Here is a 26,094-nt window from a genome sequence, read left to right on the forward strand (position 1 = left end):
TATGAAAACTAGAAGAAGTTTGCAAATGCAAGCTTCTTTTTTTATAAATTACAATTATTTTTGAATTGCATAATTTTTAAGAAAATTTATTGAGAAATATATTGAAATCTGGAAAAAATTATATTATTATAAATTAATAAACGTTTGTTAAGTTAGGGGATGATACAGTTGTCAGTTGAATTTAAAGAAGCAGCAATAACGTTATTTTCAAAGAAAGGATATTCAGGAACCTCTGTAAGAGATATTACAAGATCCTTGGGAATAACGCCTGCAGCTTTATATGCACATTTTGGTTCAAAGGAAGAACTTTTTTTAAAGGTATTTACAGAAGGCTGGGATGAAATATTAAAAGAAGTTAAAGACATCATAATAAGCAGTGAGGGAAAATCGTATAAGGATATATTACATGATATATATAGGCATTATGTAACAGCCTATATAAAGGACAAGCAAAGAACAATTTTTTTACTTAGAAGCGTAATGTTTCCCCCAGATGAGTTGAGAGAAAAGGTACTTAATATTTTTCAAAAAAGTTCCAGTGAATTTAATGTTCATATTAAGGAAATATTTAGGGGATGCATAGAGGGAGGTATTATAAAGGATTTCCCAATACAAGAACATGAGGATATTTTTTATAAATTTGTTGATTGTTTTTTATTTCAAATAACAGTAACAAACAAAATAATTACTATGGATGAAATTGAAAAGCATTGGATGTTTTATTGGACACTTATAGAAAATAAGCACTAAAGAGGAGAGACTTATATGAAAATATTTAAATTTACTTCAATACGTAAAAGAATACTAACTACTGTATTACCATGTGTAATAATCTCAATGTTAGTTTTATCTGTTTTAAGTTATCAAAATTCCAAGAGTATAATAAATAATGAAATTGATTCGAAAATGAATTCTGAAATTGATTATATAGCTGAATCTATAGAAAAAAATCTTACAAATCACAGTAGAATTCCAAATACTCTTGCAAGAACAGTTGAATCTGTAGGTGGTATCATGACAGAGGGACAATACCAATCAATTTTAAAAAAGTATACAGCAATAAATGAAGCTACTTTTGGAGCTGGAGTTTGGTTTGAACCTTTTATGTATGAGAAAGATAAGAAATATTTTGGACCATATGTTTATAAAGATAAAGATAATATAGTTTATACGGATCAATATAATAATGAACAATATGATTATCATAATTATGAATGGTATAAAATTGCAACTAATACTGACAAACAAGTGGTATGGTCAGATCCATACTATGATGAAGTTGGAAAAATAACAATGGTTACAACCACAGTTCCATTTTATGATAATAACAAAAAACTTTTAGGTGTAACCACAGGAGATATAGATTTAACAAATATTCAAAAGTTCATTGACGAAGTAAAAATAGGAAGTACAGGAAGGGCCTTCTTACTTGACAAAAATGGAGTATACATGGCGGGAGTAGATGCTTCAAAAATAATGAAAATAAATATAAAAGAAGATGAAAATAAAAGTATAGCAGAGCTTGGGCAAAAGATGGCATCAAAACAAAAGTCTGTAGGTGAGTATTCAGATATTAATGGGGATAATATTGTATATTATGCACCTATAGCGGAAACAGGATGGATGCTTGGAATTTCGATAGCAAAAGGTGAACTGTATAGTCCTTTAAAGAATTTGATGTATAAGCTAATATTTATAAGTTTAATATCTATAGTACTAATAGTAATTATTATTTTATTATTTGAGTCTTATATTAGTAAAAACATCAAAAAGATTTTAGAATTTGGACAAGCTTTAGGAACTGGAGATTTAACTCATAGTTTAGATATAAAGTCTCATGATGAGCTTAGAAGCCTTGGAAAGTCTTTGAATTCAGCACAGGAAAATATCAAGAATATGATAACTGAAATAAATGAAGGTTCGGAAAAGTTAAGTACATCTAGTGTAGAACTTTCGTCAACTATTGATAATATTTTTTCAAAGGTAGATGCAGTAAATATGGCTATTAACCAAATATCAAGGGGGACTCAGGATTTAAGTTCTACTGCGGAAGAGGTAAATGCTTCTACAGAAGAAATTACCTCTACTGCTCATGAGCTTTCTAAAAAAGCTGACAATGGCAGTGAAGCTTCAAAGGAAATTAAAATACGTGCTGGGCAAATAAAGAAAACTGGTAAGGAATCTATAGAAACAGCAACGAAAATTTACGAAGAAAAACAAATTGATATTGTTAAAGCTATTGAGAAGGGGAAAATTGTAGAGGAAGTTAGGATGATGGCAGAGTCAATTTCAGATATAGCAAGTCAAACTAATCTTTTGGCTTTAAATGCAGCAATTGAAGCTGCAAGAACTGGGGAACAGGGAAGAGGATTTGCAGTAGTTGCAGATGAAGTTAGAAAGCTTGCAGAAAAGTCATCGGAGGCAGTATCAGCTATTCAAAATACAGTAGTAGACGTGCAAGAGGCATTTAATAACCTTTCTAAAAATGCTCAAGATGTATTAGAATTTATAGAGGATAAGGTTAAGCCTAATAATGAACTTCTTTTAAATACAGGAGAGCAATATGAAAAGGATGCAGAATTTATAAATGCCTTATCAGAGCAGATAGCTATTGCAAGTAAATCAATGAGTGAGATTATGACTCAGGTAGGTAGTGCTATTGAAACTGTATCTGCAACTGCAGAAGAAACAGCAGCAGGCTCTGAAGAAATTTCTGCAAGTACCAATGATACAGCTGCTGCATTAGAGGAAGTAGCAAAAGCCTCACAAGAACAATCTGAACTTGCAGAAAGTCTTAATAATATTGTAAAGAATTTTAAATTATAACAAAATACTTCTGAGGGTATATTAATATACACTCAGAAGTATTTTGTTTTTTGAATACTAGTTGAAAATAAAATATAAAATTTACTTAAAAGGTATAGTTTTTTGCAAAGTGGTAACGTAGGATACCGAGTTTTAAATTAATAACATATAAAATAAGAATTAAGAAAATACTAGTAGAGAAAATAAATTTAACAAGTGAATTTTAGGAGGAATATAAATATGAGCAAATTTTTAGGTAAAATACATTATTGGTTATTTGATAAGATAGCGTGGTTTGAATCTTTAGAACAGGAAATAATAGATTGGGGCAAAGGTAAATCAGATTTGTCTATGCTACAATGGGAAAAAGAATCTATAGAAAAGTTTGGCGCTCCTGTAGGAAAAGTAGCCCTTGAAGATGTAATAGATACATCAAATATTCATGGATGGCTTCAAGATAAAATAAATAGAGCAGAACTAAGACAGGCATTTATAATAACTAAGGTTATAGATTCAGCTAATGGAGAAAGTTACAAGGAAGATTTAAAGAATATATATAAGTCTCAAGGTACAGAAGCAGGTACAAAACACAAAGGAGAATATGCACTTGAGACACCAGATGAAATATTTAATGTTATAAATAACTATATATTAGAAGGAATGCCTTGTGATCGTGTAAACGAGGTTTCTGAAAATACTAAAGATGCATTTAGCTGGTTTGCAACAACTTGTCTTCATACACAATACTGGAACCAAGTACAGGGTAACGTTTCAAACTTTTATGCATTAAGAGAAGAATGGACTCGTGCATTTGTAGAAGCACTTTCAGACGAATATGCATATGAAGTAAAAGATGAAAATGGACACAGATTAAATACAATATATAGAAAGTAATTTAAAAGGAGGTATTATTATGAATGCTATTGAGCTTATGATGAGTGAACATAAAAATATAATAAGAATGCTTCATGTTGTAAGAAAATATTCTTATAAAGTGTTAAAAAATGAAGAGGTTGATATCAACGATTTTTACAAGATAATAGATTTTATTAGAAATTATGCAGACAAACATCACCATATGAAGGAAGAAAATTCTCTATTTAATAGATTAAGTGAAAAAATGGGTGGAGCAACCCAAAGTGGACCTATAATGGGAATGCTTATGGAGCATGACTTAGGAAGAATGCATATAAAATTATTAGAAGAAGCTCTCGAAGAATTAAAAGAGGGTAATGATGAAGCTAAACTTGATGTAATAGCTAATGCTATAGCTTATGCAGAACTATTAAAAAGGCATATTGAAAAGGAAGATACAGTTATATATAAATATGCAGAAAGAGCATTATCATCTGAAGAACAAAAGGCAGTTGAAGAGGAATGCATAAATGTAGAGAAAACTGCTGAAGAAAGTAAAACACAACAAAAGTATATAGACTTACTAGAAGAATTAGAAAAAAAGGTGCAATAATATAAAACGGAGCCCCGTTATGTGGGCTCCGTTTTGTATTATTGTAGTAACTATGTTAAACAAATTAAAGTAAAGCAGTAATATCTTATTGCTTTATATGGTTATTCTTCCTCATATTCCTTTACAGATATGATTTCTTCAATAGTACATAAATCCTGTATTAGTGAAGATGGATAAATCGATAATGGCGTGGAGAGGGTATAAAATGCTTTATGATAGTTTAGTTCTTCGTCAGTGGTAAATGACACGCATGTAACTTCTATACTTCTAGCATTAAAAAGTCTTTCAGCCTTTTGTACAAACCTATTATTTAAATATTGTAGTTCGATTTTTATAGTTTTATTTTTGTCTAAAAATTTCACTTCAAATCTTTTAAGACTAACTAATACTAAAAATACTCCTACTGCCGCAGCAATACTTAAAAAATAATATCCAAGACCAATAGCGAGTCCAATACATGCTACAGTCCATATACTTGCAGCGGTAGTAAGACCTCTTACAGAACCCTTTTCATGAATTATAGTACCAGCACCTAAAAAACCAACACCAGTTATAACTTGTGCACCCATTCTGCCTATATCTACCTTAAGTGATGACACAAGAGCGGGATTTGCTGCTATCTGCTTTGTCATGTCATGAACAGCTACTTCTTGGATTATTGAAATTGTAGCGGCGCCAATGCAAACTAAAATATGGGTTCTAAAACCAGCTGGACGTTGTTTATATTCTCTCTCGTACCCTATAAGTCCGCCAATTATTATAGCAAGAAAAAGTCTTACAATAATTTGTATATATAAGTTGTTAAAATCCATTTAAAGCCCTCCTATAAGTTGTTTAATTAGTTTTGTATGATGAAGATTATTAGGCATTTTTTCTATTTTCCCATTTTTAGCTAATAAAATCAACATATTTATAAACATATGTACTAAATAATGCTCTAAATATACAGAAATTATGAGTATAGCATTTAAAATAGAAAAGAGAAGAGTTTATTATTTCCAAACTCTCCTCAGCTTTAAAATCTCCTGGAAGTATCCGATTAATGACATAGGGCTCATAAGCATTTGATATGCTAGTACATAAACTAAAAATCCTAGAAAGTTTTTTCTAATTTGCAGGTTAAGACTTTTAAATACATTTCGTTGATATCTATACAGTACATAGTTTTGAAGAAGTGCTAAAGGAAGTACAAATAAAGTCATTACACCAACTATGGCATGATTACCAAATAGGGCAAGTATTAATCCAGGGATGAAAAAAAATGTATATGCAATATCTAAGTAAGGCATAATAAAGTTAATTGTAGTTAAATACTTGATATACATTACAGGCTGATGCCAAGGCTTTATAAGTTTTAGAGCCTCGATCATACCCCTTGCCCATCTGCTCCTTTGGCGAGTTAAGTGTTTTAAGCTAGTAGGTACATCTGTAAATGCAACAGACAGTGGTTCAAAAAAAACCTTTTTATTATTATTTAAAATGTTCCAGGTAAGAACTATATCTTCTCCTATGGCGTTGGGCCACCCGTTAATACTTCTTATTATACTTGTTTCGTACAATGAAAAAGCGCCTTGAGCAACTAGTGTACCTTGATAAAGACCTTGAAATCTTTTAATACTTGCAATACCTAGAAAGTAATCCCATTCTTGAAGCTTGGTTAGAAAGTTATAGCGACTATTTCTTGTGAGCACAGTTCCGGCTACCGCACAAACATCGGAAGGAGAAGATTCCATTCTAGATATCAGATGTTTCAAAGCAGATTTATGCAAAATAGTATCAGCATCTAAGGTTATTAAATAGCTAGTTTCAACATATTTTAAAGCTGTATTCAAAGCATTGTGTTTTCCAGGCTTCTTTTCCTGTATAACTAAAATATTTAGTCCAAGCCGTTCACCTTCATGCTTAGCTGCTTTAAATGTATTATCAGTAGAAGCGTTATCAACTACAATTAATTTAATAGTTCCCTCAAAGTCTTGCTTTGGGATATATGAGAGGGTATCTGCAATTGTTTTTTCTTCATTATGACAAGCTATAATTATTGTGATTTCATTTATAGACTTTCTTTTATTGAACCTAGGTTGTCTGTCTAATAATAAACTTATTAAAACAAACATATTTATATATCCAGGGATATATCCAAGTCCTCCTATTGCAAATAGTGCGACAGGAAAAGTTATTAAGTTTGAAAGATCTTTAAGCCATGGGAGGGATAAAATTATAGAAAATGTCATCCATAAAAATGCAAAAAAATTACTTATAAAAAACTTAGTATTAACTTTAACATACCTATCTTTCTTAAAAGAATTGTATTTGAAGTCATATAGAGTATGAGAAAAAATACTTCGACACATAATCTCACCTCAATAATTAATATTCTACAAAAAGCGACAATTATAGTGTAATTATATCAATAGTCTATAGTACAGTCAAGGAAAGAGGTAATATAGATAATCTTTACAATATATGTAGTTATCAAGAAAGGATGTTAACTTTATTTTAAAAAATAATAAAAATATTTTTTTGTGGTATCATATATATAGGTGATAATTTAAAGCTAATATTATCACTTGAATATTATATATTTAAATATAAGAGGATGATAATGGATAAGAATTGCTTGAATTTTAATAAAGAAAAGGAAGTAAAAAAATTAAGTAAGGTTCAATATGATGTTACCCAGAAGAATGCTACAGAAGCACCCTTTGAAAATGAGTTTTGGAACCATAATGAAGAAGGCATATATGTAGATATAGTCTCAGGAGAGCTACTTTTTACATCTAAGGATAAATTTGATTCAGGGTGTGGTTGGCCTAGTTTTACTAAGCCTGCAGAAAAGAAAAATATAAAGGAAAAAGCGGACTTTAGCTTTGGTATGCATAGAATAGAGGTCAGGAGTAAATATGGAGATTCTCATTTAGGACACGTATTCACAGATGGACCTGAAGATAAAGGTGGGCTTAGATACTGTATAAATAGTGCAGCGTTAAGGTTTATACCAGTAGATAAACTTGAAGAAGAAGGTTATGGACAGTACTTAAAATTATTTAAATAATTGACAATTTCTTATTAGTTGAAAAGTTAAAAATAATAAGGGAAAAATTAATAAAAGTAGTTGACTAAAATATAAATTTAGCATAGAATAGTAATATAAATAATACCCCTTAGGGGTATAACGGAGGTATTGAAAATGGTAACAGAAGTAAGAGATAATAGTTTCGAACAAGAAGTTTTAAAATCTGATATTCCAACTGTAGTTGATTTTTGGGCAGTATGGTGTGGCCCATGCAAGATGCTTGCACCTGTAATAGATGAAGTTTCAGAAGAATTAGCTGGTAAAGCTAAATTTGTTAAAGTAAATGTAGATGAAAATCCTGCAACAGCTAGTCAGTTTAGAATAGCAAGTATTCCTACTGTTATGATATTTAAGGGTGGTAAGGCAGTAGATACTTTAGTTGGATTTAGACCTAAGGATGCTATTAAAGCAGCTATAGAAAAGCACCTATAATATTTATGGATAAATATTATTAATAATCCATAAGTGATTTAATGAATTGATATAGAACAATCGCTTATAAAAAGGAAGTTTGCAAGTGCAGGCTTTCTTTTTATTTCGTTAACTTAATAGAGGTTATTAACAAATAATAAACATTTATGAACTTTGTGGATTTATATGCTGGCTATGGGATAAAATATAATAAGGAATATGTACGAGGTTAGATATAGTAATTTTAAAAATTTAATATATATGGAGGGGAATGTTATGGTAATTAGTGTAAATGATGATAATTTTAAAGAAGAAGTTTTAAATTCCAATATACCAGCAATAGTTAAACTTTACGCGGATTGGTGTCCGTACTGCAGAAAATTTGCTCCAGTATTTGATAAGGTATCAGCGGAATATGAAGGTAAGGTTAAATTTGTTGTAATGGATGTGGATTTGAGTCCAAAAACTACTAAAGAATACAATGTTAATACCATTCCAACGGTTATAATTTTTAAGGATGGGGAAAAAGTGAATGAATATATAAATCCTCAAACTGAGGAAGTTTTGAAAAACTTTTTACACGAAAATCTTAATTAAAAATCTCTAGTTTCTACTCTCTAGCCGATAATTGTCTTTAACTAATTTTAAATATGGCGGTTAGAGAGTAGTAGTTAGAGATTTTTTAATTACAAATATACAAATTTAAATAGCATTAAGTTTTATTAAATTACCAACAATAAAATTTTAAATCAATCTAATACTTAGCAGTAGCTGCTAGATTTTTTAATAACAAAGTTACTTCCTAATTTTACTATTTCAGTAGGCCCAACAATGCGAGCAAGTTTTTCTTCAATGACAAATTTCACACCATCTTTTTCTACAGTTATATCATTTTGCTGCTGCTCATCCAGAACAACATTCAAATTAGGGCCTCCTCAGCCAAAACCAGCCATATTAACTCTCACAGCGCTTTTATTTGAAGTACTTAAGGCTTCTTTTAAGTCTATTAATACTTCTGGTTTAACTACAACGTTAAATGTAGGCGGTTCTTTATGTCCTTTAAATAAGGAAAATAAACCCATATTAATTTAACCTCCTTTATAGTGATTATATTATTAGGATACCAAAAAACACATAAAAATAGACAAGAAAATTTCATATATATAATTAAATAAAATTTGCTTTTTTATTATAAATCCCAGGTCTAGTTAATGAAACCTTAGGCATGCCAATTTTAATCATACATACTAGAATGTACTTTAAGGAATAATAATAAAGCAAAGACAATTAATAAAATATAAAAATAATATAAAATATGCAAAAATTAAAGCTGAAAACTTACAATTGTTAATGTAGAAAGGCAGGTAATTTACTATGTTTACTGGTGTAGTTAAATGGTTTAACAATGATAAGGGATATGGGTTTATATCTGCAAATGATGGAAGAGACGTGTTTGTACATCATATGCAAATAAAAGAAAAAACCCATGATAAGGACTTACACGAAGGTGAAGAGGTAATGTTTGATGTTGTAGAAAAGGAAAAGGGTCCAGCAGCAATTAATGTACAAAAAATTGAATAAGTAATTTTAGATAAAAACTTCGTAAAACTTACGAAGTTTTTTATAAAAGTAAGATAAATTTATAAATAAGCGTTGCTCAATTTATTTAACAACATCAGACTTAAATGAATATCATATAGTAATCTATTTTATCACTTATTAACTTATCTTATGGAATCTCCATTTTATTTTATGATTTAAGGGTAAAAAGTGTTACACTGTGGAAAAATAATATTGACAAGGGAAGTGTGGATATATATTTTATAATAATTAATAATGAAGTTCATTATCAATTATAAAGGAGTAGAAATTATGTGCAAAAGAGATGAAGTAGAATATATTAAAACTTTTAATAAAGAAGATTTGCTATATGTTACAATAAGCTATCACATTGCTCCAAGTATATTAGAAGATAAGCCCTCCACAATGTTGACTTTTAGTAAAGATGATAGAGACTTATACAAGCTTTGGAAGAAGTATGGAAATGAATATACTAAGCTTATGGATATAGAAGCATTTGAACTAGCAGAAGATGATAAGAAATGTACAGTTTTGTTTTATGAAAAACAAAAACTAGAAAAGATTATTTTTAATAATGAAAATATGCAGTTTTTAAAAAACTTTGGGTACAATAACTTTTATAATTTAACTAAGTATTTAAATCACTTGAGGGATAGATTTAAGGTGTGTTGCCCTCATGAAATGGGCATATTTTTAGGGATTCCATTAAAAGATGTTCAAGTATTTATTTGTGGAGAAAATAAAGATTGCTTGTTATGTGGATACTGGAAGGTATATTATAATGAAAAGGAAGCAAGAGACACATTTATAGCTTATGATAAGGCAAAGGAAAAGGTCATAGATTTTATAAAAACTTATGATAAAATGGATGTTAAAAAATTTAAGAAGTTTATGGAACTTCAAAGAAAAAATTCATTATTTGTACATTAATATATGATATAATAATAAGTTGTATAAGAGAAGGACATCTGAAGGGGGAATTAAAATGAATCCAATAGCGTTTAATATTTTTGGGTTGGATGTACGATGGTATGGAATATTTATTGCTACAGGTATACTTATTGGAGTTATATTTTCAAAGTATACGTGTAAGTTAAAAAGTATAGATTACGAAAAGATGCAAGATATAGTATTTATTGCATTACCTTTTGCTATTATTGGAGCCAGGCTATATTATGTATTATTTAATTTAAATGATTATGATACATTCTTTGAGGCTATTAACATACGAGAGGGAGGGCTTGCAATACATGGAGGAGTAATAGGTGCATTCTTATCTGCATGGATTTACACTAAAAATAAAAATTTAAGCTTTATAAAATATGCAGATGCAGCAGTACCATGGCTGATTTTTGCTCAAGCATTAGGTAGATGGGGGAACTTCTTTAATGGAGAAGCACATGGGGGTGAGGTAACTTATGAGTTTATAAGTAAATTTCCTCAATTTATTCAAAAGGGAATGTTTATAGAAGGAAGTTATTATCATCCTACATTTTTGTATGAGTCACTGTGGAATTTGATGGTATTTTTTATTTTAATATATTTGCTTAAAAGAAAAAGTAAGGATGGAGTGGCTTTAGCTACGTACATAGGCATGTATTCTTTAGCAAGATTCTTTATTGAGGGGCTTAGAACAGATAGTTTAATGTTTGGACCTATAAGAATTGCCCAACTTGTAAGCCTTATAGGAATACTTATTGCAATTGTAATTTTAGTAATCATAAAAAAACGAAGAGATTAATACAGTGGTTGTTTTAACTATCCAGTGATAATGATAACTTTTTAGTTATTCTATACAGTAGAAATTTTACTAGGATTAGCGAATAGAGACTAGATATTAAAAAGGAAATTGCAATGCAATTTCCTTTTAGTGTATTATTCCTTCTTTCTTCATGTAATCTTCTAGCTTCTTTCCAGAACTTTTAAGAAAATCACTATATTTATCATCAAATTTTAATTGGGTCTCAGCAATCTTTTGAACAGCTTCACTTTGAAGAGATTTGTCACTCAGCTTAGTTGTCATGTCTTGTAGGGTGTTTTGATCTTTAGAATTTAAGGAATTCAAATCAGTAATAACATACCAAGATCCATTTTTATTAAGTAAATTTAAAAATTCAAAATCTAGCTTTTCTTCTTGAATATTACTCATTGAAGTTTTAAAGGAACAAAGAGCTACAGAAAGAGTGTCTCTTTTATCAATTGCATGTATGAGATTTAAAGATACTTTTTTTATATCATAAGCTTTAGATTTTGCATTTAACAATTTGATACTTGTAGCGTCAGAAGGATATATAGATGATTTGAATTCTTCTGAGTCGCCATCTAATTGATACATATAGTAATTTCTGATTGCTTCTTCAGGAGTAGTATTTTTAACAACAACTATAGAGTCTTTAGTTTTTTTCTCTATGGTATTAGTGGTTCCAGATTTTGTACTGCAGCCTAAAAGCAGAAATATAGTTGCTGCTGAAATAACACATATGCTTAAAAGTTTTTTCATTTTCACACCACCTTTTATAAACAAGCCGTTATAAGGCTCATTCAATGTCTTCTACGATGAAAATTCTATGCTTCCAGAGCATTAAAAAAGTTTTTCATGTGAACTGCTAGAGGAAGAAATTCAGCTAACTGAATTTCTAAGATGTTTTAGGAATTAGCACATAAAGATCTTTAACGTTACAAGAACTTACATTAAATAAATAAAAAAATTTACAAGTTAAAGATAAGGTAGTACAACAAAAGATTTCTGATAAAAATAGAATACTTAATATCGTACGATCTATCGGTCTGCGGGCTTACTAGCCCTTTTATAATTGTCAATTTAAAGGAAATTTCGCCAAAGCGAAATTTCTTCCTTCAGCAGTATACATAAAGATATTTTTAATGTTGAATTTAGTATGAGATTTGCATTGTAGAAGGCTTTGAACAAGTAATTAGAAGCTCTTTATTTATGAATTTAAAGAACCGTAAAGAACTTTTTACTGTCTGAGCGATAGCGAGTTTAAAAAGTTTAGGTGCTTCAAATTCATAAATATTAGAACTTCTTTACGTAGTGAACGCCTTCTTAAATGCAAATCTTATACGAAAGATTCAACATTAAAAATGTCGCAATATCCTTAAAATGCCCAATTCCCATTTTTAAATACAGGTATTTCTTTGTTGTCATAAGTTACACCTATAATTTCTAAGTCAGAAGTTCCTATCATAAAATCATCATGTACTAAAGAGTTATTAACTCCTGCCTGATTTAATTCCTCTTCACTCATATTCTCACTGTTCTTCAAGCATACAGGGTAAGCCTTTCCAATGGCTAAGTGACATGAAGCATTTTCATCATATAATGTATTAAAGAATACTATATTAGAATTTGAAATAGGTGAATCATAGGGAACCAATGCAACTTCACCTAAATAGTGTGAGCCTTCATCTGTTTCTATAAGACTTTTTAAAGAATCATGGCCTTCTTCTGCTTTGAAATCTACGATTTTTCCATCCTTAAAAGTAATAGAAAAGTTTTCAACTAAATTCCCATTACAATTTAATGGCTTTGAACTTACAACAGTGCCGTTTACCCCTGTTTTCAATGGAAGAGTAAATACTTCTTCTGTAGGCATATTCGCAATAAATTCAACACCATCTTGAGTTTGGTCGGCTCCACCAAGCCATATATGATCTTTTGGAAGCTCTATCTTTAAATCTGTTCCTATAGAATTTTTGTAATATAAGTATTTAAAATTATAATCATTTAATACTTTCATATTTTTTTCTAAGTTCTTTTTATGTTCTTCCCATGCTGCTACAGGATCCTCTTTATCAACTCGAACAATTGTAAATATAGCATCCCACATTTTTTTAATAGCTTCTTCGGTAGAAACTCCTGGGAAAACTTTTTTGGACCAAGCTTCAGTAGGAACAGATACTATAGACCAACTATTTTTATTACTCATAAGTCTATCACTATATTCTTTTAATGCTATTTTTCTAGATTTTTGAAATTTAGCTATTCTTTCAGGGTTCACGTCCTTCATAACTTCAGGATCGGATGCAGATATACTTAAAAAAGCAGCACCTTCTCTTGCGTAGGAAGTATAAAATTCCTTTTGCCACTTAGGTACTATATCAAATATTTCATCAGGAGCTTTCATATATCTTATTTTGGAGAAAAGCTCATCATTCCAATTCATAACTACGTCTTTAGCACCAGCTTCAAAAGCTTCTTCAGCAATCAGTCTTGCAAAAGATGCACATTCGATAGGAGAATTTAAAATCAAAGTTTGCCCCTTTTGAATGTTTGCACCAACCTTTACTGCTAAGGCAGCATATTTTTTAAGTATTTCATTGTTTACCATTTACATACTCCTTTCCTGTGTGATTTATAGAAATTTATAATTTCATTATAAATCACCACATCTCAATTAATTGAGATGCTGTCTTAATTATTATTTATATTAAAGTTTTTTCATAGCAATAAAAAGTTCCTTCTTTTCCGCTAAAGGTAAATTCTCCAACAAAGTTATATCCACATTTCTTAAATAAGTTTTGAGCTTTTGTATTTAACGAATTTGTATCTATTTTCATGTAGTTTATACCTTTTTCTAGTGATAAGAGTTCTGCAAATTTCATAAGTTCTAACCCAATACCGCATCCTCTAAATTTAGGATTAACGGCCATTCTATGAACTATCATGGAAGGCTTTTTTAAAGACCAAGCTAAAGTATTATATTCTTCAGGTTCATCAAAATTTATACATGCAACGCCAGCAACTTCATTATTGCTCTCACAAACGAAAAGCTCTCCATTATATATATCATTTTTAAAATCTTCGTCTCTAGGATAATTTTTATCCCATTGAAAGTTATTATAGGAATGCATATCAGATATAGCTATATCTACAATTCTTGAAATTTCCTCAATGTCTTTTAAATGTGCTTTTCTAACCAATTTAGTATCCCGCCTTTTATAATAAAAAATATATTTCCTATTATAATACCACAATTTAGAAAAGAGAGTACAATTTTCTTGAAAATAGTACTTAAAATTAATAATTTCAAATACTTTAATATTATAGAAAGTTAAAAGAGGGGAAGGGGATGAATGATAAAGAAGATAAATCTAAAAATAAGAGTGATTATGGTATTAATGAACTTAAGCAGTATTTAGAAAAGTATATAAAAGCATTAAAAAGCAAATTAATTCGCATGGATTATGAAATAGAAGCAAAAAAGACAGAACTTATAAAAATATTAAAGGAACAAAAGTCGCTAAAAAAGAATTTATCTAAAGTAAAAATACATCCTTTAAAAAAAGATTTAATAATAGATACAAAAACTGAAAATATAAATAATTGCACAAAACTATGGAGTATTGATTATATAGGAAAAGGTAATAAAAAGTGCAAGAAATGTCAGGAGGAGCTATATTTAGATGTTGTATGGCTTGGATTGTTTAAAAATAAATATGAACAAAGTACTTCAGCGTTTATTGAATGTCCTGTTTTATATTGTACAAAATGCAAACTTTATTATATAAATAATATATTCAAAAAAGAAATTCAAAAGAGAATAGGGAAAAACGTTATAAAAATAGGTACGCCAAAGGAAAATGAGATTAAGCCTAACGATAATGTAAACATAGAAAGAAAATTATATAAAGAAGATCAGAACAAAGATAATTTCACAAAGGATAATGCTTATTTTGATAGCTTAAATAAGAAAAGTGAATTATATAAACTAGGATACAATGTATCTAAATTAAATAAAGAAGAAAGAAAACAGATACTCTTGTACAAGGCTATTCCAGAGCTTGGTATTGATAATATATTGAGTCTTTTAAATTATCTTGTAGAGCTGAGAAAAAATAATAAAAGATATGTTAAAGCTGTGGCGGCATGGAAATGTGATATAGAACTATTAGAAAAACATAAAAGGGGAGAAGAGGTAAATGGCTCGTGATAATGAGAAAGTATATGAGTCCATAGATAGGCTTTTAAATGATATAAGAGATATATTAGATATTATTTTAAAAGAATTAGCAAGGAAAAGAAAGCACTTGGAGTATTTAGAAAAAAGAATAGACGTAGAAAGCAATAATAATTTACAATTGAAAAAAGTCTTAGATTATTATAATGTAAATAGTAATAATAATGAAAAATAAAATGTATTAATTTATAACGGAAGAGGAAATATTCATGAAAGAAGTTAGAGTTATAACTGAAAAGAACTATTGTACTATGGAAGATATATATGAACTTTTTAATACGGGATTTAATAAGATAGTTGAAAATACTATCTTTAAGGGATGTAATTTCTTAGGAGTGGATTTAGCGCAAATAATATGGATAAATTGTACTTTTGAGAATGTAAGATTTGATAAATGTAGAATAATAGGAACTTATTTTAATGAAAGTAGATTCATTTTTACAGACTTTATAAAATGTTATTTTGAGCAGGGATCCAAAAGCTTTGATTTAATGAGTTATTCTGTAAGTTCTTGTACTAGCTCCTTTAAGAAATGCATTATGAATTATGTGAATTTTATAAAGTGTAACAATAAAGACATAAAAATAGTTGAGTGTACTTCTGAAGGCATTGATTTTGAGGGGTGTAACTTGACCAGCTGCCAAATATTAAATAACAAATTTGATGCATTAAAAATATTTAATTGTGAACTTTATTCTACAAAATTTACTTACAATAGCATTATAAGTGCAGAATTTGTGGAATGTGTGTTAAACGACAAAACTACATTTATCTTTATAGATAATGAGGAAAATTTAAAATCTAATATTCATATACTTTATCAAATTTATAGATTTTTAAAGGTTCAGGGATATACCTCAGAGGCAGTGGAGTATTACTTAAAATATAGAAGATATCAAAGAAAGGCTTCTAAAGGTATGAATAAAGTTTGGCTTTATTCACTTCATAAATTATTTGGAGATGGAGAAGAACTAAGAAAAATTTTATCAGGAGCTCTTTTAACTATATTTGTTTTTGGATTATTATATAGTATCACGGGAATACAAGTAAATATAAATTCTGAGATGATTAAAAATGCACCTAAACTAATTCAATGCTTTTACTTAAGTGTATTAACTTTTACTACATTAGGTTCTGGAGACATATCCCCATCTACTCCTATAAGTATGATTTTATGTATGATAGAAGTGCTTATAGGGGTAATCTATATAGCAGTTTTGACGGCCGTATTTTACAAAAAGATATCAAGTTAAAGTGTGAAATTATGATATTATAAACAATCTCTTTTCTCGTATATTAAAGAAAGGTCCTTAATATATTTATATATGAAATAATAATTAATATAGGGGGAAGGGAAAAGATAAATGGATAAGGAAAGTATGATAATTCATCTGGAAAACTTAATAAGCTTATTGCAAGAGAAGAAAGCAAAAGACGCTAAAGTTAAGCATCTTAAATCTCAAGGTAAAGATGTCATGGAGGCAACTATAGCGATATCTATGATTATGATTATAGTAGCTTTCTTTGGGCATATGAATTCCAGTGTTTATATAAAAACAGTAAGTTTTATATTTAATAAGGAATTGTCAGAAGTATATATATATAATTTTTGTACTATGCTTATGTATATGGGGAGTGTTATACTTATTTCAGGGATTTTATATAAACAATTATTTAAAAGAATAAATTTAGATAGATTAAAAAGCTTAAAAAGAGATATCAAGGATATTGAAAACGAGCTCGATAATAATAGCATATATAATTTGTTAAAGGATACAGAATTTATTGATATAGAAGTACTTAAATATTTTCAAAAAAATTTAATAGCAGGACGAATGGATACTTTAAAAGAATGTATGAATGTATATAAAAGTGATAAGTATATGGAAGCTTTAACAAATAGTCATTAATCTCTAATCTCCAATTTCTAGTCTCTAGTGGTGATAGAATTACCGGATAGAGACTAATGATTTGGAGATTATTCTTTTGTTTTAAGAGAATTTTATTATATAATCTTAGTGGGGTGATTTTTTGAAAAGTAAATGGATGCTAAAGTGTACTAGTTCTAATGTAAAAGCTTTAGCACAGGAGATAGGAGTAAATGAAACTATAATCAATGTGCTAATAAATAGAGGGATAAAGACCTCACGAGATATAAAGAAATTTGTAGATGCATCTTTAAAAGATTTATATAATCCTTTTTTTATGATAGACATGGATAAGGGTGTAGATATAATAAAAGAAGCAATAGACATGAAAAGAAAAATAGCCATATATGGAGATTATGATGCGGATGGAGTCACAAGCACAGTAATACTATATAAAGCATTAAAAAGGCTAGGTGGGAATTTTATTTATCACATACCAGATAGGGAAGCTGAAGGATATGGAATGAACTTAGAGAGAATAAGGCATTTAAAAGAAGACGGAGTAGAGATAATTTTAAGCTGTGATAATGGAATATCTGCTATAGATCAAATAGCCTATGCAAAAGAACTTGGAATGAAGGTTGTGGTAACAGACCATCACGAATTAACTTTTAAGGAAGAAGATGGTGAAAGAAACTACATACTTCCCAGTGCTGATGCAGTTATAAATCCTAAGAGGTTAGATTGCACTTATCCTTTCAAATTGCTATGTGGAGCAGGAATAGCATTTAAGTTTGTGCAGGCACTTTATTCAGTATTTAACATTCCAGAGAATGAGGTTTTAGAATTTTTAGAGTATGCAGCAATAGGAACCATATGTGACGTAGTGGATTTAGTGGATGAAAACAGAATTATCGCTAAGAATGGATTAAGACTTATTAGGGATACAAAAAACATGGGATTAAATGCAATAATAAAAGAAACCTCAATAAATAAGGATACTATTAATTCTTATCATATAGGTTTTATAATAGGACCATGTATAAACGCTACTGGAAGACTTGAAACTGCTAAGCTTTCAGTGGAGCTCCTTTTAACAGAGGATGAGGAAGTTGCAAAAGGTTTAGCAATAAAGCTTCACAAGCTTAATATGGAAAGACAAGAAATGACTATTAAAAGTGTTGAGGAGATAGAAAGTATTATAGAAAACTCATCACTAAAAAATGATAAGGTGCTAGTGGTATATAAGGAAAATGTACACGAAAGTATAGCAGGTATTGCAGCTGGAAGATTAAGAGAGAAGTATAATTTACCTACTATAATACTCACTAAAGGTAAAGACATGCCAAAGGGTTCGGGAAGATCTATAGAAGATTATAATATGTTTGAGGAACTTTTAAAGTGTAAGGAGCTTTTAGATAAATTCGGAGGGCATCCAATGGCAGCGGGGTTGTCTTTAAAAGAAGAAAATATAGAATTTTTACGAAGAAAACTAAATGAAAACTGTCTTCTTACAAAAGAGGATTTAATTCGTAAAATATCTATAGATAGAAGAATGAAGCTTAGTGAGGTATGCGTTTCCTTAATAAAGGAACTTAATATCTTAGAGCCCTTTGGAAAAGGCAATGCTTCCCCGGTATTTGCAGAAAAAAACGTGGACATATATAAGATAAATTTTATAGGAAAAGATAAAAATACTTTAAAGTTCTCCTTGAAAATTGATGGAAGTTATAATAAAATTGATGCGTTGTGTTTTGGAAAGGGAGATGAATTTAAAGAGTATATAAAACAATACTTTGGTGATGATTATTTAGATATTATAGATAACCCTAAGAACTTAAAGATGGATTTTATATTTTATCCAAGTTTAAACGATTATAATGGATGTATAACTCCACAATTAAGAATAGTTGACTATAGAATTAGTGGTAAATAAGTTAGATTAAAAGGTAGGGTTAGATAAGAAAATTTGGGAAAATTAACCGGTTTACTAAAAAATACAAAAAGCTAGAAGGAAATTGAGGATTTTAATAGAATAATAGTTATAGTAATTTATCTAACTAAATTGGGGGATAGTATATGGAGAGCAGGTTTGAAGGACTACCTTTTGGAGTTGTAATACTAGATAGGGAAACCTTAGACGTAAAATATAAGAATAGCATTATGGACAACATAATAAAACAACACGAAGATATTTCAGAAGATGAATTTAATATAATAGATGTGCCGCTAGTAATATTTAAAATAGTAAATACATGTGCAGATGATGGAGAAGAGCGATATATACCAGGAGTTGAAGTGTTTCCAGGATGCTTTTTTAATATAACAGTAAATACTTACAAAGATACAGTACAATTATTTTTATATGAAATAAAAGAGCCTGTATTAAATGAAAAACATCAAACTTTAAATAAGCGTGAGTTAACAACAGATATTCTAGAATCTATTCCTTATGTAGTGTATATAACAGATAAATCTGGAGAAATAAATTATTTAAATAAAACTGCATATCAATTTTTTGAAAGTGAAGATTCGACTTATATAAAAAATGCATTTGAATTTATAAAATATTATAATATCAAAAATGAACAGGGAAATGATTTAAAAATAGTAGAATTTCCACCATACGTAACTCTTACAGAAGGAAGAAAAGTTGAAAATAAGGTGATGAAATACTTTATTAAAGGCAAACCTGAATATTCCTCCATATCTTCATATCCTATATTTGAAAGAGATGAGGTCGTAGGGGCAACTGTAGTGTGTGAAATTATAACTGAAAGATATATACAGAAATTAAGACAGGAAGAAGAAAAAAATAAATATTTAGAGGTTTCAACTGAACTTAAAACTAAGTGCGATATCATAGAAACCTTAAGAAATAGAGAAAAAGATCATCTTCGTCATTTAAGAGATGTGATAAATAATATATCTGAAGGTATAGTGGTTATAGATAAAGAAGATAGAATTACTTTATGTAGTAGTTCTGTATATGAAATAACCGGACTTAGACATATAGAACTTATGGATTATAAAAATATAATAAGAAAATATGATATAGCTGTAGAAGAAAACAAGGGCAGAAATATAGAATGGTTTTATAATGGATTTTATAAAAATAGACTTCCTATAAAAGATTTGATATTAAAAATTACTGAAAAGTCTAGTAAAAATATAAAATATATAGAATTAAATACGAGTCCAATACTTAGAACAAATGGCGAGTTGTTACATACCGTTGTAACTTTGACTGATATTACAGAAAAGAGAATTAATCAAATAATAGCAGAAGAACAGGCTCTATTTGTAGAAAATGTAGTAAATACATTAGATGTGCCTATTGCGGTGCTGGATTATCCTGAATGTAATTATAAGCTCTTAAATAAAAAATATGAGGAGCTGGTAAGTTGTATTGCAAAAAGAGAAATTAATGCATCAATGATTATTAATAAAAGTATATACGATGTATTTGAAGAAAGTACAATTAGTGGAAGCTTAGCTAAAATAGCAGAGAGTGGAGAGGCTCAGATATTTCCACCTTTATATATTAAAGATTACCAAGGAAGAGATAAATATTATAAACCTAAAGTTGCGCCTTATAAGGATAAGAATGGGAAGACAACTATATATATACATGTAGTAGATGTAAAAGAGGAAATAAATCATAATATTCAATTAGAAAAGGTAAATAAGTTAAAGGATGAGTTTTTTAATATAATTTCCCATGAACTTAGAACGCCTTTAACTATGATATATGGGTCCTTGCAACTTGCTTATGATGTATACAATGGGGAAGTTACTCCTAATATAGATAAAACATTAACAAGAATAAGAGAAAATTCTAGCAGGCTTTTAAAGTTAACTAATAACATGATGGATATTTCAAAGGCTGATGCAGGACTTTTAACCTTAAATAATGTAAATTTTGATGTAGTCATGCACAGTGAAAATGTAGTAAATTCATCTTTGTACTATGCTCAAAGAAAAGGAATAAACATAATATTTGATACAAATGAGGAAGAATGCAGTGTATTAATAGACAAAGAGAAATTTGAAAGAATTCTATTAAATCTTTTATCTAATGCTATAAAGTATACTGCTGAAAATAAACATATTTATGTTAACCTTGAAGTGGAAGAAGAATATTTTGTTTTAAGAGTTAAGGATGAGGGTGTTGGAATCCCAGCGGACAAAATAAATTCAATTTTTGATAGGTATTCCCAATTAAATAGCTCGTTGTCTAGAAGAGCAGAGGGTACAGGGCTTGGACTTGCAGTAGTTAAAAAGTTTGTGGAAGCAATGAATGCATCTATTAAAGTAATCAGTGAAGAAAGAAAAGGCTCTGAATTTATAGTGAAGTTTAAAAGATATTCAAATGGAAAGAGCGGTTGCCCTCAATATGTAACCTTATCTGATAATTTTGATGATATATTAAATATTGAAATGTCAGACGTGTATTAAAAACAATGAAAAAGGAGTTTGCTAAAGATGCAAACTCCTTCTTTATTCTATAAGTTTCTTTCATATTCTTCTACCATTTTCTTAACCATTGCTCCACCAACGGAACCGCATTCTCGTGAAGTAAGATTTCCGTTGTAATCAGAGAACTGTACTCCTAATTCTCTAGCAGTTTCCATTTTAAATCTATTTAAACCTTCTTTAGCTTCTGGGACAACTACTTTATTTCCTCTACTTGCCATAAGTCTCTACCTCCTTAAATATAGAATACATATTTAGTAGTTCTAGTAAGCTTAATATAAGCCTTATAGATTGCTAATAGTGTATTTTATCCTAAGGTGTCAAATTTCATTTAATGTCTTATGGTATTATAGATTTCTTTCGTAAGCTTCCACCATTTTTTTAACCATGTATCCACCAACGGAACCATTTTCTCTTGAAGTAAGGTTTCCATTATAGCCTTCTGTTAAGTTAACGCCTAATTCTCTAGCAGTTTCCATTTTAAATCTATTTAAACCTTCTTTAGCTTCTGGAACAACTACTCTATTTCCTCTACTTGCCATAATTTTCTACCTCCTTAAATATAGGTTATGGCTTTATCTATAAGATATTACTCCTATAGATAAACCATAAACTATATTATATCTATATTTTAATGATTTTTATTATAAATTTCTTTCATAAGCTTCTACCATTTTCTTAACCATGTAACCACCAACAGAACCATTTTCTCTAGAAGTAAGGTTTCCGTTGTAGCCTTCTGTTAAGTTAACACCTAATTCTCTAGCAGTTTCCATTTTAAATCTATTCAAACCTTCTTTAGCTTCTGGAACAACTACTCTATTTCCTCTACTTGCCATAACCTTTCACCTCCTTAGAATAAATTTTCGGATGGCGGCATCTCCTAAGATTAATTTCTTACAAGACACCAAATATTATATATATTATATTTAAGTTATGTCTTTATAGATTTCTTTCGTACTGTTCTACCATCTTTTTAACCATATAGCCACCAACTGAACCATTTTCTCTGGAAGTAAGGTTTCCATTGTAACCTTCTGTTAAGTTAACACCTAATTCTCTAGCAGTTTCCAACTTGAATTGGTTTATTCTTTCTTTAGCTTCTGGAACTACTAATCTGTTACTTCTGTTTGCCATTTTTATTACCTCCTTTTACTTTTGTAATATTATCTTCTCCAGCTTACAAATAATTATATTAGTGAGTTAAAGGTAACATAAACACTTTGTACATATATTGTTAAAAAATTCTTTTTTATAAATAGAAACATAGACAAGAGCATGGGAATAATATAAAATTATAGAGAAATTATTCTAAAAGAAGGTGTAGACGTGGCAAAAAAGAAGATAATTTTAACTGGCGGAGGAACAGCAGGACATGTAACTCCAAATGTAGCTTTAATACCTAAATTAAAGATGATTGGATATGAAATTCAGTATATAGGAAGTAAAGATGGTATAGAAAAAAGCATAATTGAAAAGGAAGGAATAAAGTATCACAGTATATCTAGTGGAAAGCTTAGAAGATATTTTGATTTTAAAAATTTTTCTGATCCCTTTAAAGTTTTAAAAGGGGTAGCAGAGGCTTTTAGTATAATAAGAAAAGAAAAGCCAGATATAGTTTTTTCAAAAGGTGGATTTGTAGCAGTACCAGTGGTTATGGGGGCATATTTTAATAGAATACCTGTTATTGCTCATGAATCAGATATTACTCCCGGGCTTGCAAATAAAATATCAACTCCTTACTTAACAAAAATATGTGTTACATTTCCTGAATCACTTAAATATATTAAAGGAGAAAAAGGTGTGCTTACAGGAACACCTATAAGAGAGGAACTTTTTAAAGGAAGCCGTAAAAGAGCTCTTGAAATATGTGGGTTTAAAGATGATAAACCTATATTATTTATAATAGGAGGAAGCTTAGGTTCCAAATTTATAAATGATACTGTAAGAAGTATATTAAATGTACTTTTAAATAAATTTAATGTTATTCATATATGTGGTAAAGGAAACTTGGATAAATCTCTTGGAAATAAAGAAGGTTATAAGCAATATGAGTACGTAAAAGAGGAACTTCCTCATTTTTTGAATTCTGCAGATATAGTTATTTCTAGAGCTGGGGCAAATGTTATATTTGAGCTCTTAGCACTTAAGAAACCTAATATATTAATTCCTCTTTCCAAAAAATCTAGTAGGGGAGATCAAATATTAAATGCTAAATCCTTTGAAAAAAGTGAATATAGTATTGTATTAGAAGAGGAAAATATTAATAAGGAAAATCTTTTAAATAAAATTAATTATTTATATGAAAATAAAGATAAATATATAGAAAATATGAAAAAGAGTCCTGTACAAGACGGAGTTGAAAATATAGTTGGATTGATAGATAAATATTGCACAAAGAGAAGTTAATAAGCAATCATAATAATTATTCATCTGATTTGAAGTATTTAGTGATTAATAATAAGTTATTGAAATATAATAAATAATTAAAAGGAAGCTTGCAAGCTTCCTTTTAATTATTTAGCGTAAAGTGTTAAATATTTACCATTAATTTCTTTAGTGCATAGCAGGTTCTTCTCTTCTTGGATTTTCAAAGGATGGTGGAGTGGGATTTGGAGCATCAAAGAACTTTCCTGGTGTTGATAAATCAAAATAAAGCTTTGAATCATGTGTTACTCCAAAATCTTTATTGGAACCTTGGTTTTGAACTTTATTCAGTGCCTCCCTAAATAATGCATTATGTGCTTCTTCTCTATTTAATAAGAAATCTATAGTTTCCCTAACATACTTATCGTTAATTTGACGATGTAAATATTCATATACTACTTTAGCTCTTTGTTCTGAAGCTATATCAGATAACAAGTCGGCGCATATATCTCCAGTAACATTTACATAGTTAGCTGTCCAAGGTTCACCAGAAGAATTAACAAGACCTGGTGCTAACCCTGTCAATACATGGGTCTCTATTTCTCCGGCTGGTGTGGTTCTATAATCTACTGTATGGCCATTTAGTAAATTTATTGTTTGTGCAACCATCTCCATATGACTTAACTCTTCTGCTGCAATATCTATAAACAAATCTTTTATAGCAGGGTCAGCTATTCTAAAACTTTGAGAAATGTACTGCATTGCTGCTTTAAGTTCTCCATTTGCTCCACCTAGCTGCTCTTGCATAAGTACAGCATATTGAGGATTTGGTTTTTCAACTCTAACATCCCTAAGTAATGGTTTTTCGTGTTTAAACATAATAAAACGCCTCCAAGCTTCAAAATATAGATTATAACAAAGTTAGTTTTGCATTTGGCTAGTGTATTTATACATTGTATGAATATTGTAAACTTATTTTAAAGTGCCTTGTAAAAATTAACCATAGGTATAAAATGAGAATATAAATATGTGCTGTGTTAAAAACATTAAGGTAATAAAACTTAAAATTAGCGGCAAAATAAAATAGCTAGATTTTTAGTTAATAAATTATAAAAGTATAAGGAGGTTTCATTAATGAAAAAGATAGCTGTTATATATTGGAGTTACAGTGGTAATGTTGAGGTGCTTGCAGATAATATAGCAAAAGGAGCTAAGGAAGCTGGAGCAGAAGTTTTAATAAAGCATGTAGATTATGCAAAGGTAGAAGATGTACTAGAAGCAGATGTGGTGGCATTTGGAAGTCCATCTATGGATAATAACAGAGTGGAACAAGAGGAAATGGCTCCATTCATACATGAATTCAAATTACTTCCAGTAAATAAAAAACCTGTAGTATTATTTGGATCCTATGGATGGGATAATGGAGAATTTTTGAATAGCTGGGAAGCACAGATGAAGGATTATGATTTTAATGTAATAGAAAAATTTGCAGTAAAAGAAGCGCCATCAGAAGAACAAATTCAAAAGGCAGTAGAAATTGGAAAGAGAATGGCAGAGTTAAAAGAATTTGCTGCATTTTAAGATAATGCTGACTTGGATTTATTGATTTGTAGAGACATCTCGATTTAATGGGATGTTTCTATTTTCCATATCCTAACACTAGTCCTAATGCTTTTATTTTTTTGATAAAACTACTACATAAAAAAAATATTTATGTTATAATATCACTTGTAAGTATTTTGTTAAAAAATAAACATAGATTAAAAGAAATAGAAAAATGAGTTAAAACGGAAAAAAATCATATTTATGACCAAATTTTTGTATTATTATGCGACTAAGAAGGTTTACATATCTATATTTTTGTTGTATATTAAATAACGTAGGTATAGTACATGCTTTATAAGAATTTGTAATTTAGCTATAAATTATCACATCTTAATTGATGGAGATATTTTTTAGTAAGTATTATTGGAAATGTAAAGCATTAAATTAGCTTTAAAAATTTTGTAGAATTTCTACGAAATTTTAATTTAATTATATATACTTTAAAATTGTATAGAAAGAAGG

The 26,094-nt window shown here is 29.2% G+C and carries 30 protein-coding genes; 18 read left to right on the plus strand and 12 right to left on the minus strand.

Annotated features, from left to right (window positions below; genetic code table 11):
* Positions 1-168: 168 nt before the first annotated feature.
* The 4 genes from DP68_RS14360 to DP68_RS14375 all read left to right on the plus strand — a co-directional run bounded on the left by DP68_RS14360 (position 169) and on the right by DP68_RS14375 (position 4,273).
* On the plus strand, positions 169-750 hold the full coding sequence (locus DP68_RS14360) for a TetR/AcrR family transcriptional regulator (RefSeq protein WP_035310682.1): 582 nt from the start codon (positions 169-171) through the stop codon (positions 748-750).
* 15 nt (positions 751-765) lie between these two features.
* Positions 766-2,826 carry a methyl-accepting chemotaxis protein gene (locus DP68_RS14365; protein ID WP_035310683.1) on the plus strand — a complete coding sequence of 687 codons (2,061 nt, stop codon included), beginning with the start codon at positions 766-768 and terminating at the stop codon, positions 2,824-2,826.
* Between the two features lie 219 nt (positions 2,827-3,045).
* Positions 3,046-3,699 carry a hypothetical protein gene (locus DP68_RS14370; protein ID WP_035310684.1) on the plus strand — a complete coding sequence of 218 codons (654 nt, stop codon included), beginning with the start codon at positions 3,046-3,048 and terminating at the stop codon, positions 3,697-3,699.
* Between the two features lie 19 nt (positions 3,700-3,718).
* Positions 3,719-4,273, plus strand: coding sequence for a hemerythrin domain-containing protein (locus DP68_RS14375; RefSeq protein WP_035310685.1), 555 nt, complete (start codon positions 3,719-3,721; stop codon positions 4,271-4,273).
* A gap of 101 nt (positions 4,274-4,374) precedes the next feature.
* Here DP68_RS14375 and DP68_RS14380 read toward each other — a convergent pair whose 3' ends face one another.
* Both DP68_RS14380 and DP68_RS14385 read right to left on the minus strand, forming a co-directional pair.
* Positions 4,375-5,085 carry an MgtC/SapB family protein gene (locus DP68_RS14380; RefSeq protein ID WP_035310686.1) on the minus strand — a complete coding sequence of 237 codons (711 nt, stop codon included), beginning with the start codon at positions 5,083-5,085 and terminating at the stop codon, positions 4,375-4,377.
* 180 nt (positions 5,086-5,265) lie between these two features.
* Positions 5,266-6,624: a glycosyltransferase gene (locus tag DP68_RS14385; protein WP_052085822.1), complete on the minus strand. Its 1,359-nt coding sequence runs from the start codon at positions 6,622-6,624 to the stop codon at positions 5,266-5,268.
* A gap of 251 nt (positions 6,625-6,875) precedes the next feature.
* Here DP68_RS14385 and msrB point away from each other — a divergent pair, with 251 nt between their 5' ends.
* From msrB to DP68_RS14400, 3 genes are all read left to right on the plus strand, one after another.
* A complete protein-coding gene (msrB, locus tag DP68_RS14390; protein WP_035310688.1) occupies positions 6,876-7,325 on the plus strand; it encodes a peptide-methionine (R)-S-oxide reductase MsrB in 450 nt (149 codons plus the stop codon).
* A gap of 135 nt (positions 7,326-7,460) precedes the next feature.
* The gene (trxA, locus tag DP68_RS14395; protein WP_035310690.1) at positions 7,461-7,778 is read left to right on the plus strand and encodes a thioredoxin; all 318 of its coding nucleotides are present in this window, start codon (positions 7,461-7,463) and stop codon (positions 7,776-7,778) included.
* Positions 7,779-8,033: 255 nt separating this feature from the next.
* Positions 8,034-8,354 (plus strand): thioredoxin family protein, encoded by a 321-nt coding sequence (locus DP68_RS14400; protein ID WP_052085823.1) that lies wholly within the window; start codon positions 8,034-8,036, stop codon positions 8,352-8,354.
* 164 nt (positions 8,355-8,518) lie between these two features.
* Here DP68_RS14400 and DP68_RS19715 read toward each other — a convergent pair whose 3' ends face one another.
* Together DP68_RS19715 and DP68_RS19720 are read right to left on the minus strand one after the other, a co-directional pair.
* Positions 8,519-8,680, minus strand: a complete 162-nt coding sequence (locus tag DP68_RS19715) for a hypothetical protein (RefSeq protein ID WP_291549458.1) — start codon at positions 8,678-8,680, stop codon at positions 8,519-8,521.
* A 12-nt stretch (positions 8,681-8,692) separates the two neighbouring features.
* Positions 8,693-8,839: a hypothetical protein gene (locus DP68_RS19720; RefSeq protein WP_186429846.1), complete on the minus strand. Its 147-nt coding sequence runs from the start codon at positions 8,837-8,839 to the stop codon at positions 8,693-8,695.
* A 292-nt stretch (positions 8,840-9,131) separates the two neighbouring features.
* On the opposite strand from DP68_RS19720, the gene DP68_RS14405 reads away from it, so the two are divergent.
* The 3 genes from DP68_RS14405 (at position 9,132) to lgt (ending at position 11,079) form a co-directional block, all read left to right on the plus strand.
* Positions 9,132-9,338: a cold shock domain-containing protein gene (locus DP68_RS14405; RefSeq protein ID WP_035310694.1), complete on the plus strand. Its 207-nt coding sequence runs from the start codon at positions 9,132-9,134 to the stop codon at positions 9,336-9,338.
* Between the two features lie 291 nt (positions 9,339-9,629).
* Positions 9,630-10,268 (plus strand): DUF3793 family protein, encoded by a 639-nt coding sequence (locus tag DP68_RS14410; protein WP_052085824.1) that lies wholly within the window; start codon positions 9,630-9,632, stop codon positions 10,266-10,268.
* 55 nt (positions 10,269-10,323) lie between these two features.
* Positions 10,324-11,079, plus strand: a complete 756-nt coding sequence (gene lgt, locus DP68_RS14415; RefSeq protein WP_035310695.1) for a prolipoprotein diacylglyceryl transferase — start codon at positions 10,324-10,326, stop codon at positions 11,077-11,079.
* Positions 11,080-11,205: 126 nt separating this feature from the next.
* Here the strand turns inward: lgt and DP68_RS14420 are convergent, their stop codons facing one another.
* The 3 genes from DP68_RS14420 to DP68_RS14430 all read right to left on the minus strand — a co-directional run bounded on the left by DP68_RS14420 (position 11,206) and on the right by DP68_RS14430 (position 14,279).
* Positions 11,206-11,838: a hypothetical protein gene (locus DP68_RS14420; RefSeq protein WP_035310699.1), complete on the minus strand. Its 633-nt coding sequence runs from the start codon at positions 11,836-11,838 to the stop codon at positions 11,206-11,208.
* A gap of 616 nt (positions 11,839-12,454) precedes the next feature.
* The gene (locus tag DP68_RS14425; protein WP_035310703.1) at positions 12,455-13,687 is read right to left on the minus strand and encodes an aminopeptidase; all 1,233 of its coding nucleotides are present in this window, start codon (positions 13,685-13,687) and stop codon (positions 12,455-12,457) included.
* A 94-nt stretch (positions 13,688-13,781) separates the two neighbouring features.
* Positions 13,782-14,279: a GNAT family N-acetyltransferase gene (locus DP68_RS14430; protein ID WP_035310706.1), complete on the minus strand. Its 498-nt coding sequence runs from the start codon at positions 14,277-14,279 to the stop codon at positions 13,782-13,784.
* 149 nt (positions 14,280-14,428) lie between these two features.
* Between DP68_RS14430 and DP68_RS14435 the strand changes: the two genes are divergently transcribed.
* From DP68_RS14435 to DP68_RS14460, 6 genes are all read left to right on the plus strand, one after another.
* Positions 14,429-15,289, plus strand: a complete 861-nt coding sequence (locus tag DP68_RS14435) for a hypothetical protein (RefSeq protein ID WP_035310707.1) — start codon at positions 14,429-14,431, stop codon at positions 15,287-15,289.
* Positions 15,279-15,491 (plus strand): hypothetical protein, encoded by a 213-nt coding sequence (locus DP68_RS14440; RefSeq protein ID WP_035310710.1) that lies wholly within the window; start codon positions 15,279-15,281, stop codon positions 15,489-15,491. The genes DP68_RS14435 and DP68_RS14440 overlap by 11 nt, the downstream gene beginning before the upstream one ends.
* Before the next feature lie 34 nt (positions 15,492-15,525).
* On the plus strand, positions 15,526-16,569 hold the full coding sequence (locus DP68_RS14445) for an ion channel (protein WP_035310713.1): 1,044 nt from the start codon (positions 15,526-15,528) through the stop codon (positions 16,567-16,569).
* Positions 16,570-16,680: 111 nt separating this feature from the next.
* The gene (locus DP68_RS14450; RefSeq protein ID WP_035310716.1) at positions 16,681-17,226 is read left to right on the plus strand and encodes a hypothetical protein; all 546 of its coding nucleotides are present in this window, start codon (positions 16,681-16,683) and stop codon (positions 17,224-17,226) included.
* A 121-nt stretch (positions 17,227-17,347) separates the two neighbouring features.
* The gene (gene recJ, locus DP68_RS14455; protein ID WP_035310718.1) at positions 17,348-19,120 is read left to right on the plus strand and encodes a single-stranded-DNA-specific exonuclease RecJ; all 1,773 of its coding nucleotides are present in this window, start codon (positions 17,348-17,350) and stop codon (positions 19,118-19,120) included.
* Positions 19,121-19,263: 143 nt separating this feature from the next.
* Positions 19,264-21,642 (plus strand): PAS domain-containing sensor histidine kinase, encoded by a 2,379-nt coding sequence (locus DP68_RS14460; RefSeq protein WP_291549466.1) that lies wholly within the window; start codon positions 19,264-19,266, stop codon positions 21,640-21,642.
* Between the two features lie 47 nt (positions 21,643-21,689).
* Here the strand turns inward: DP68_RS14460 and DP68_RS14465 are convergent, their stop codons facing one another.
* From DP68_RS14465 to DP68_RS14480, 4 genes are all read right to left on the minus strand, one after another.
* Entirely contained in the window at positions 21,690-21,881 is a 192-nt protein-coding gene (locus DP68_RS14465) for an alpha/beta-type small acid-soluble spore protein (RefSeq protein ID WP_035310721.1), read from the minus strand.
* Positions 21,882-22,007: 126 nt separating this feature from the next.
* Positions 22,008-22,202, minus strand: a complete 195-nt coding sequence (locus DP68_RS14470; RefSeq protein WP_035310723.1) for an alpha/beta-type small acid-soluble spore protein — start codon at positions 22,200-22,202, stop codon at positions 22,008-22,010.
* A 102-nt stretch (positions 22,203-22,304) separates the two neighbouring features.
* Positions 22,305-22,499, minus strand: a complete 195-nt coding sequence (locus tag DP68_RS14475; RefSeq protein ID WP_035310723.1) for an alpha/beta-type small acid-soluble spore protein — start codon at positions 22,497-22,499, stop codon at positions 22,305-22,307.
* Positions 22,500-22,602: 103 nt separating this feature from the next.
* Positions 22,603-22,797: an alpha/beta-type small acid-soluble spore protein gene (locus DP68_RS14480; RefSeq protein ID WP_035310726.1), complete on the minus strand. Its 195-nt coding sequence runs from the start codon at positions 22,795-22,797 to the stop codon at positions 22,603-22,605.
* A gap of 192 nt (positions 22,798-22,989) precedes the next feature.
* Between DP68_RS14480 and DP68_RS14485 the strand changes: the two genes are divergently transcribed.
* On the plus strand, positions 22,990-24,069 hold the full coding sequence (locus DP68_RS14485) for an undecaprenyldiphospho-muramoylpentapeptide beta-N-acetylglucosaminyltransferase (protein WP_035310728.1): 1,080 nt from the start codon (positions 22,990-22,992) through the stop codon (positions 24,067-24,069).
* Between the two features lie 147 nt (positions 24,070-24,216).
* On the opposite strand, the gene DP68_RS14490 is transcribed toward DP68_RS14485, so the two are convergent.
* Positions 24,217-24,906: a manganese catalase family protein gene (locus tag DP68_RS14490; RefSeq protein WP_035310730.1), complete on the minus strand. Its 690-nt coding sequence runs from the start codon at positions 24,904-24,906 to the stop codon at positions 24,217-24,219.
* A gap of 255 nt (positions 24,907-25,161) precedes the next feature.
* Between DP68_RS14490 and DP68_RS14495 the strand changes: the two genes are divergently transcribed.
* Positions 25,162-25,608, plus strand: coding sequence for a flavodoxin (locus DP68_RS14495; RefSeq protein ID WP_035310732.1), 447 nt, complete (start codon positions 25,162-25,164; stop codon positions 25,606-25,608).
* Positions 25,609-26,094: the final 486 nt, after the last annotated feature.

The organism is Clostridium sp. HMP27 (assembly GCF_000765165.1).
Taxonomy (GTDB): Bacteria; Bacillota; Clostridia; order Clostridiales; family Clostridiaceae; genus Clostridium_AK.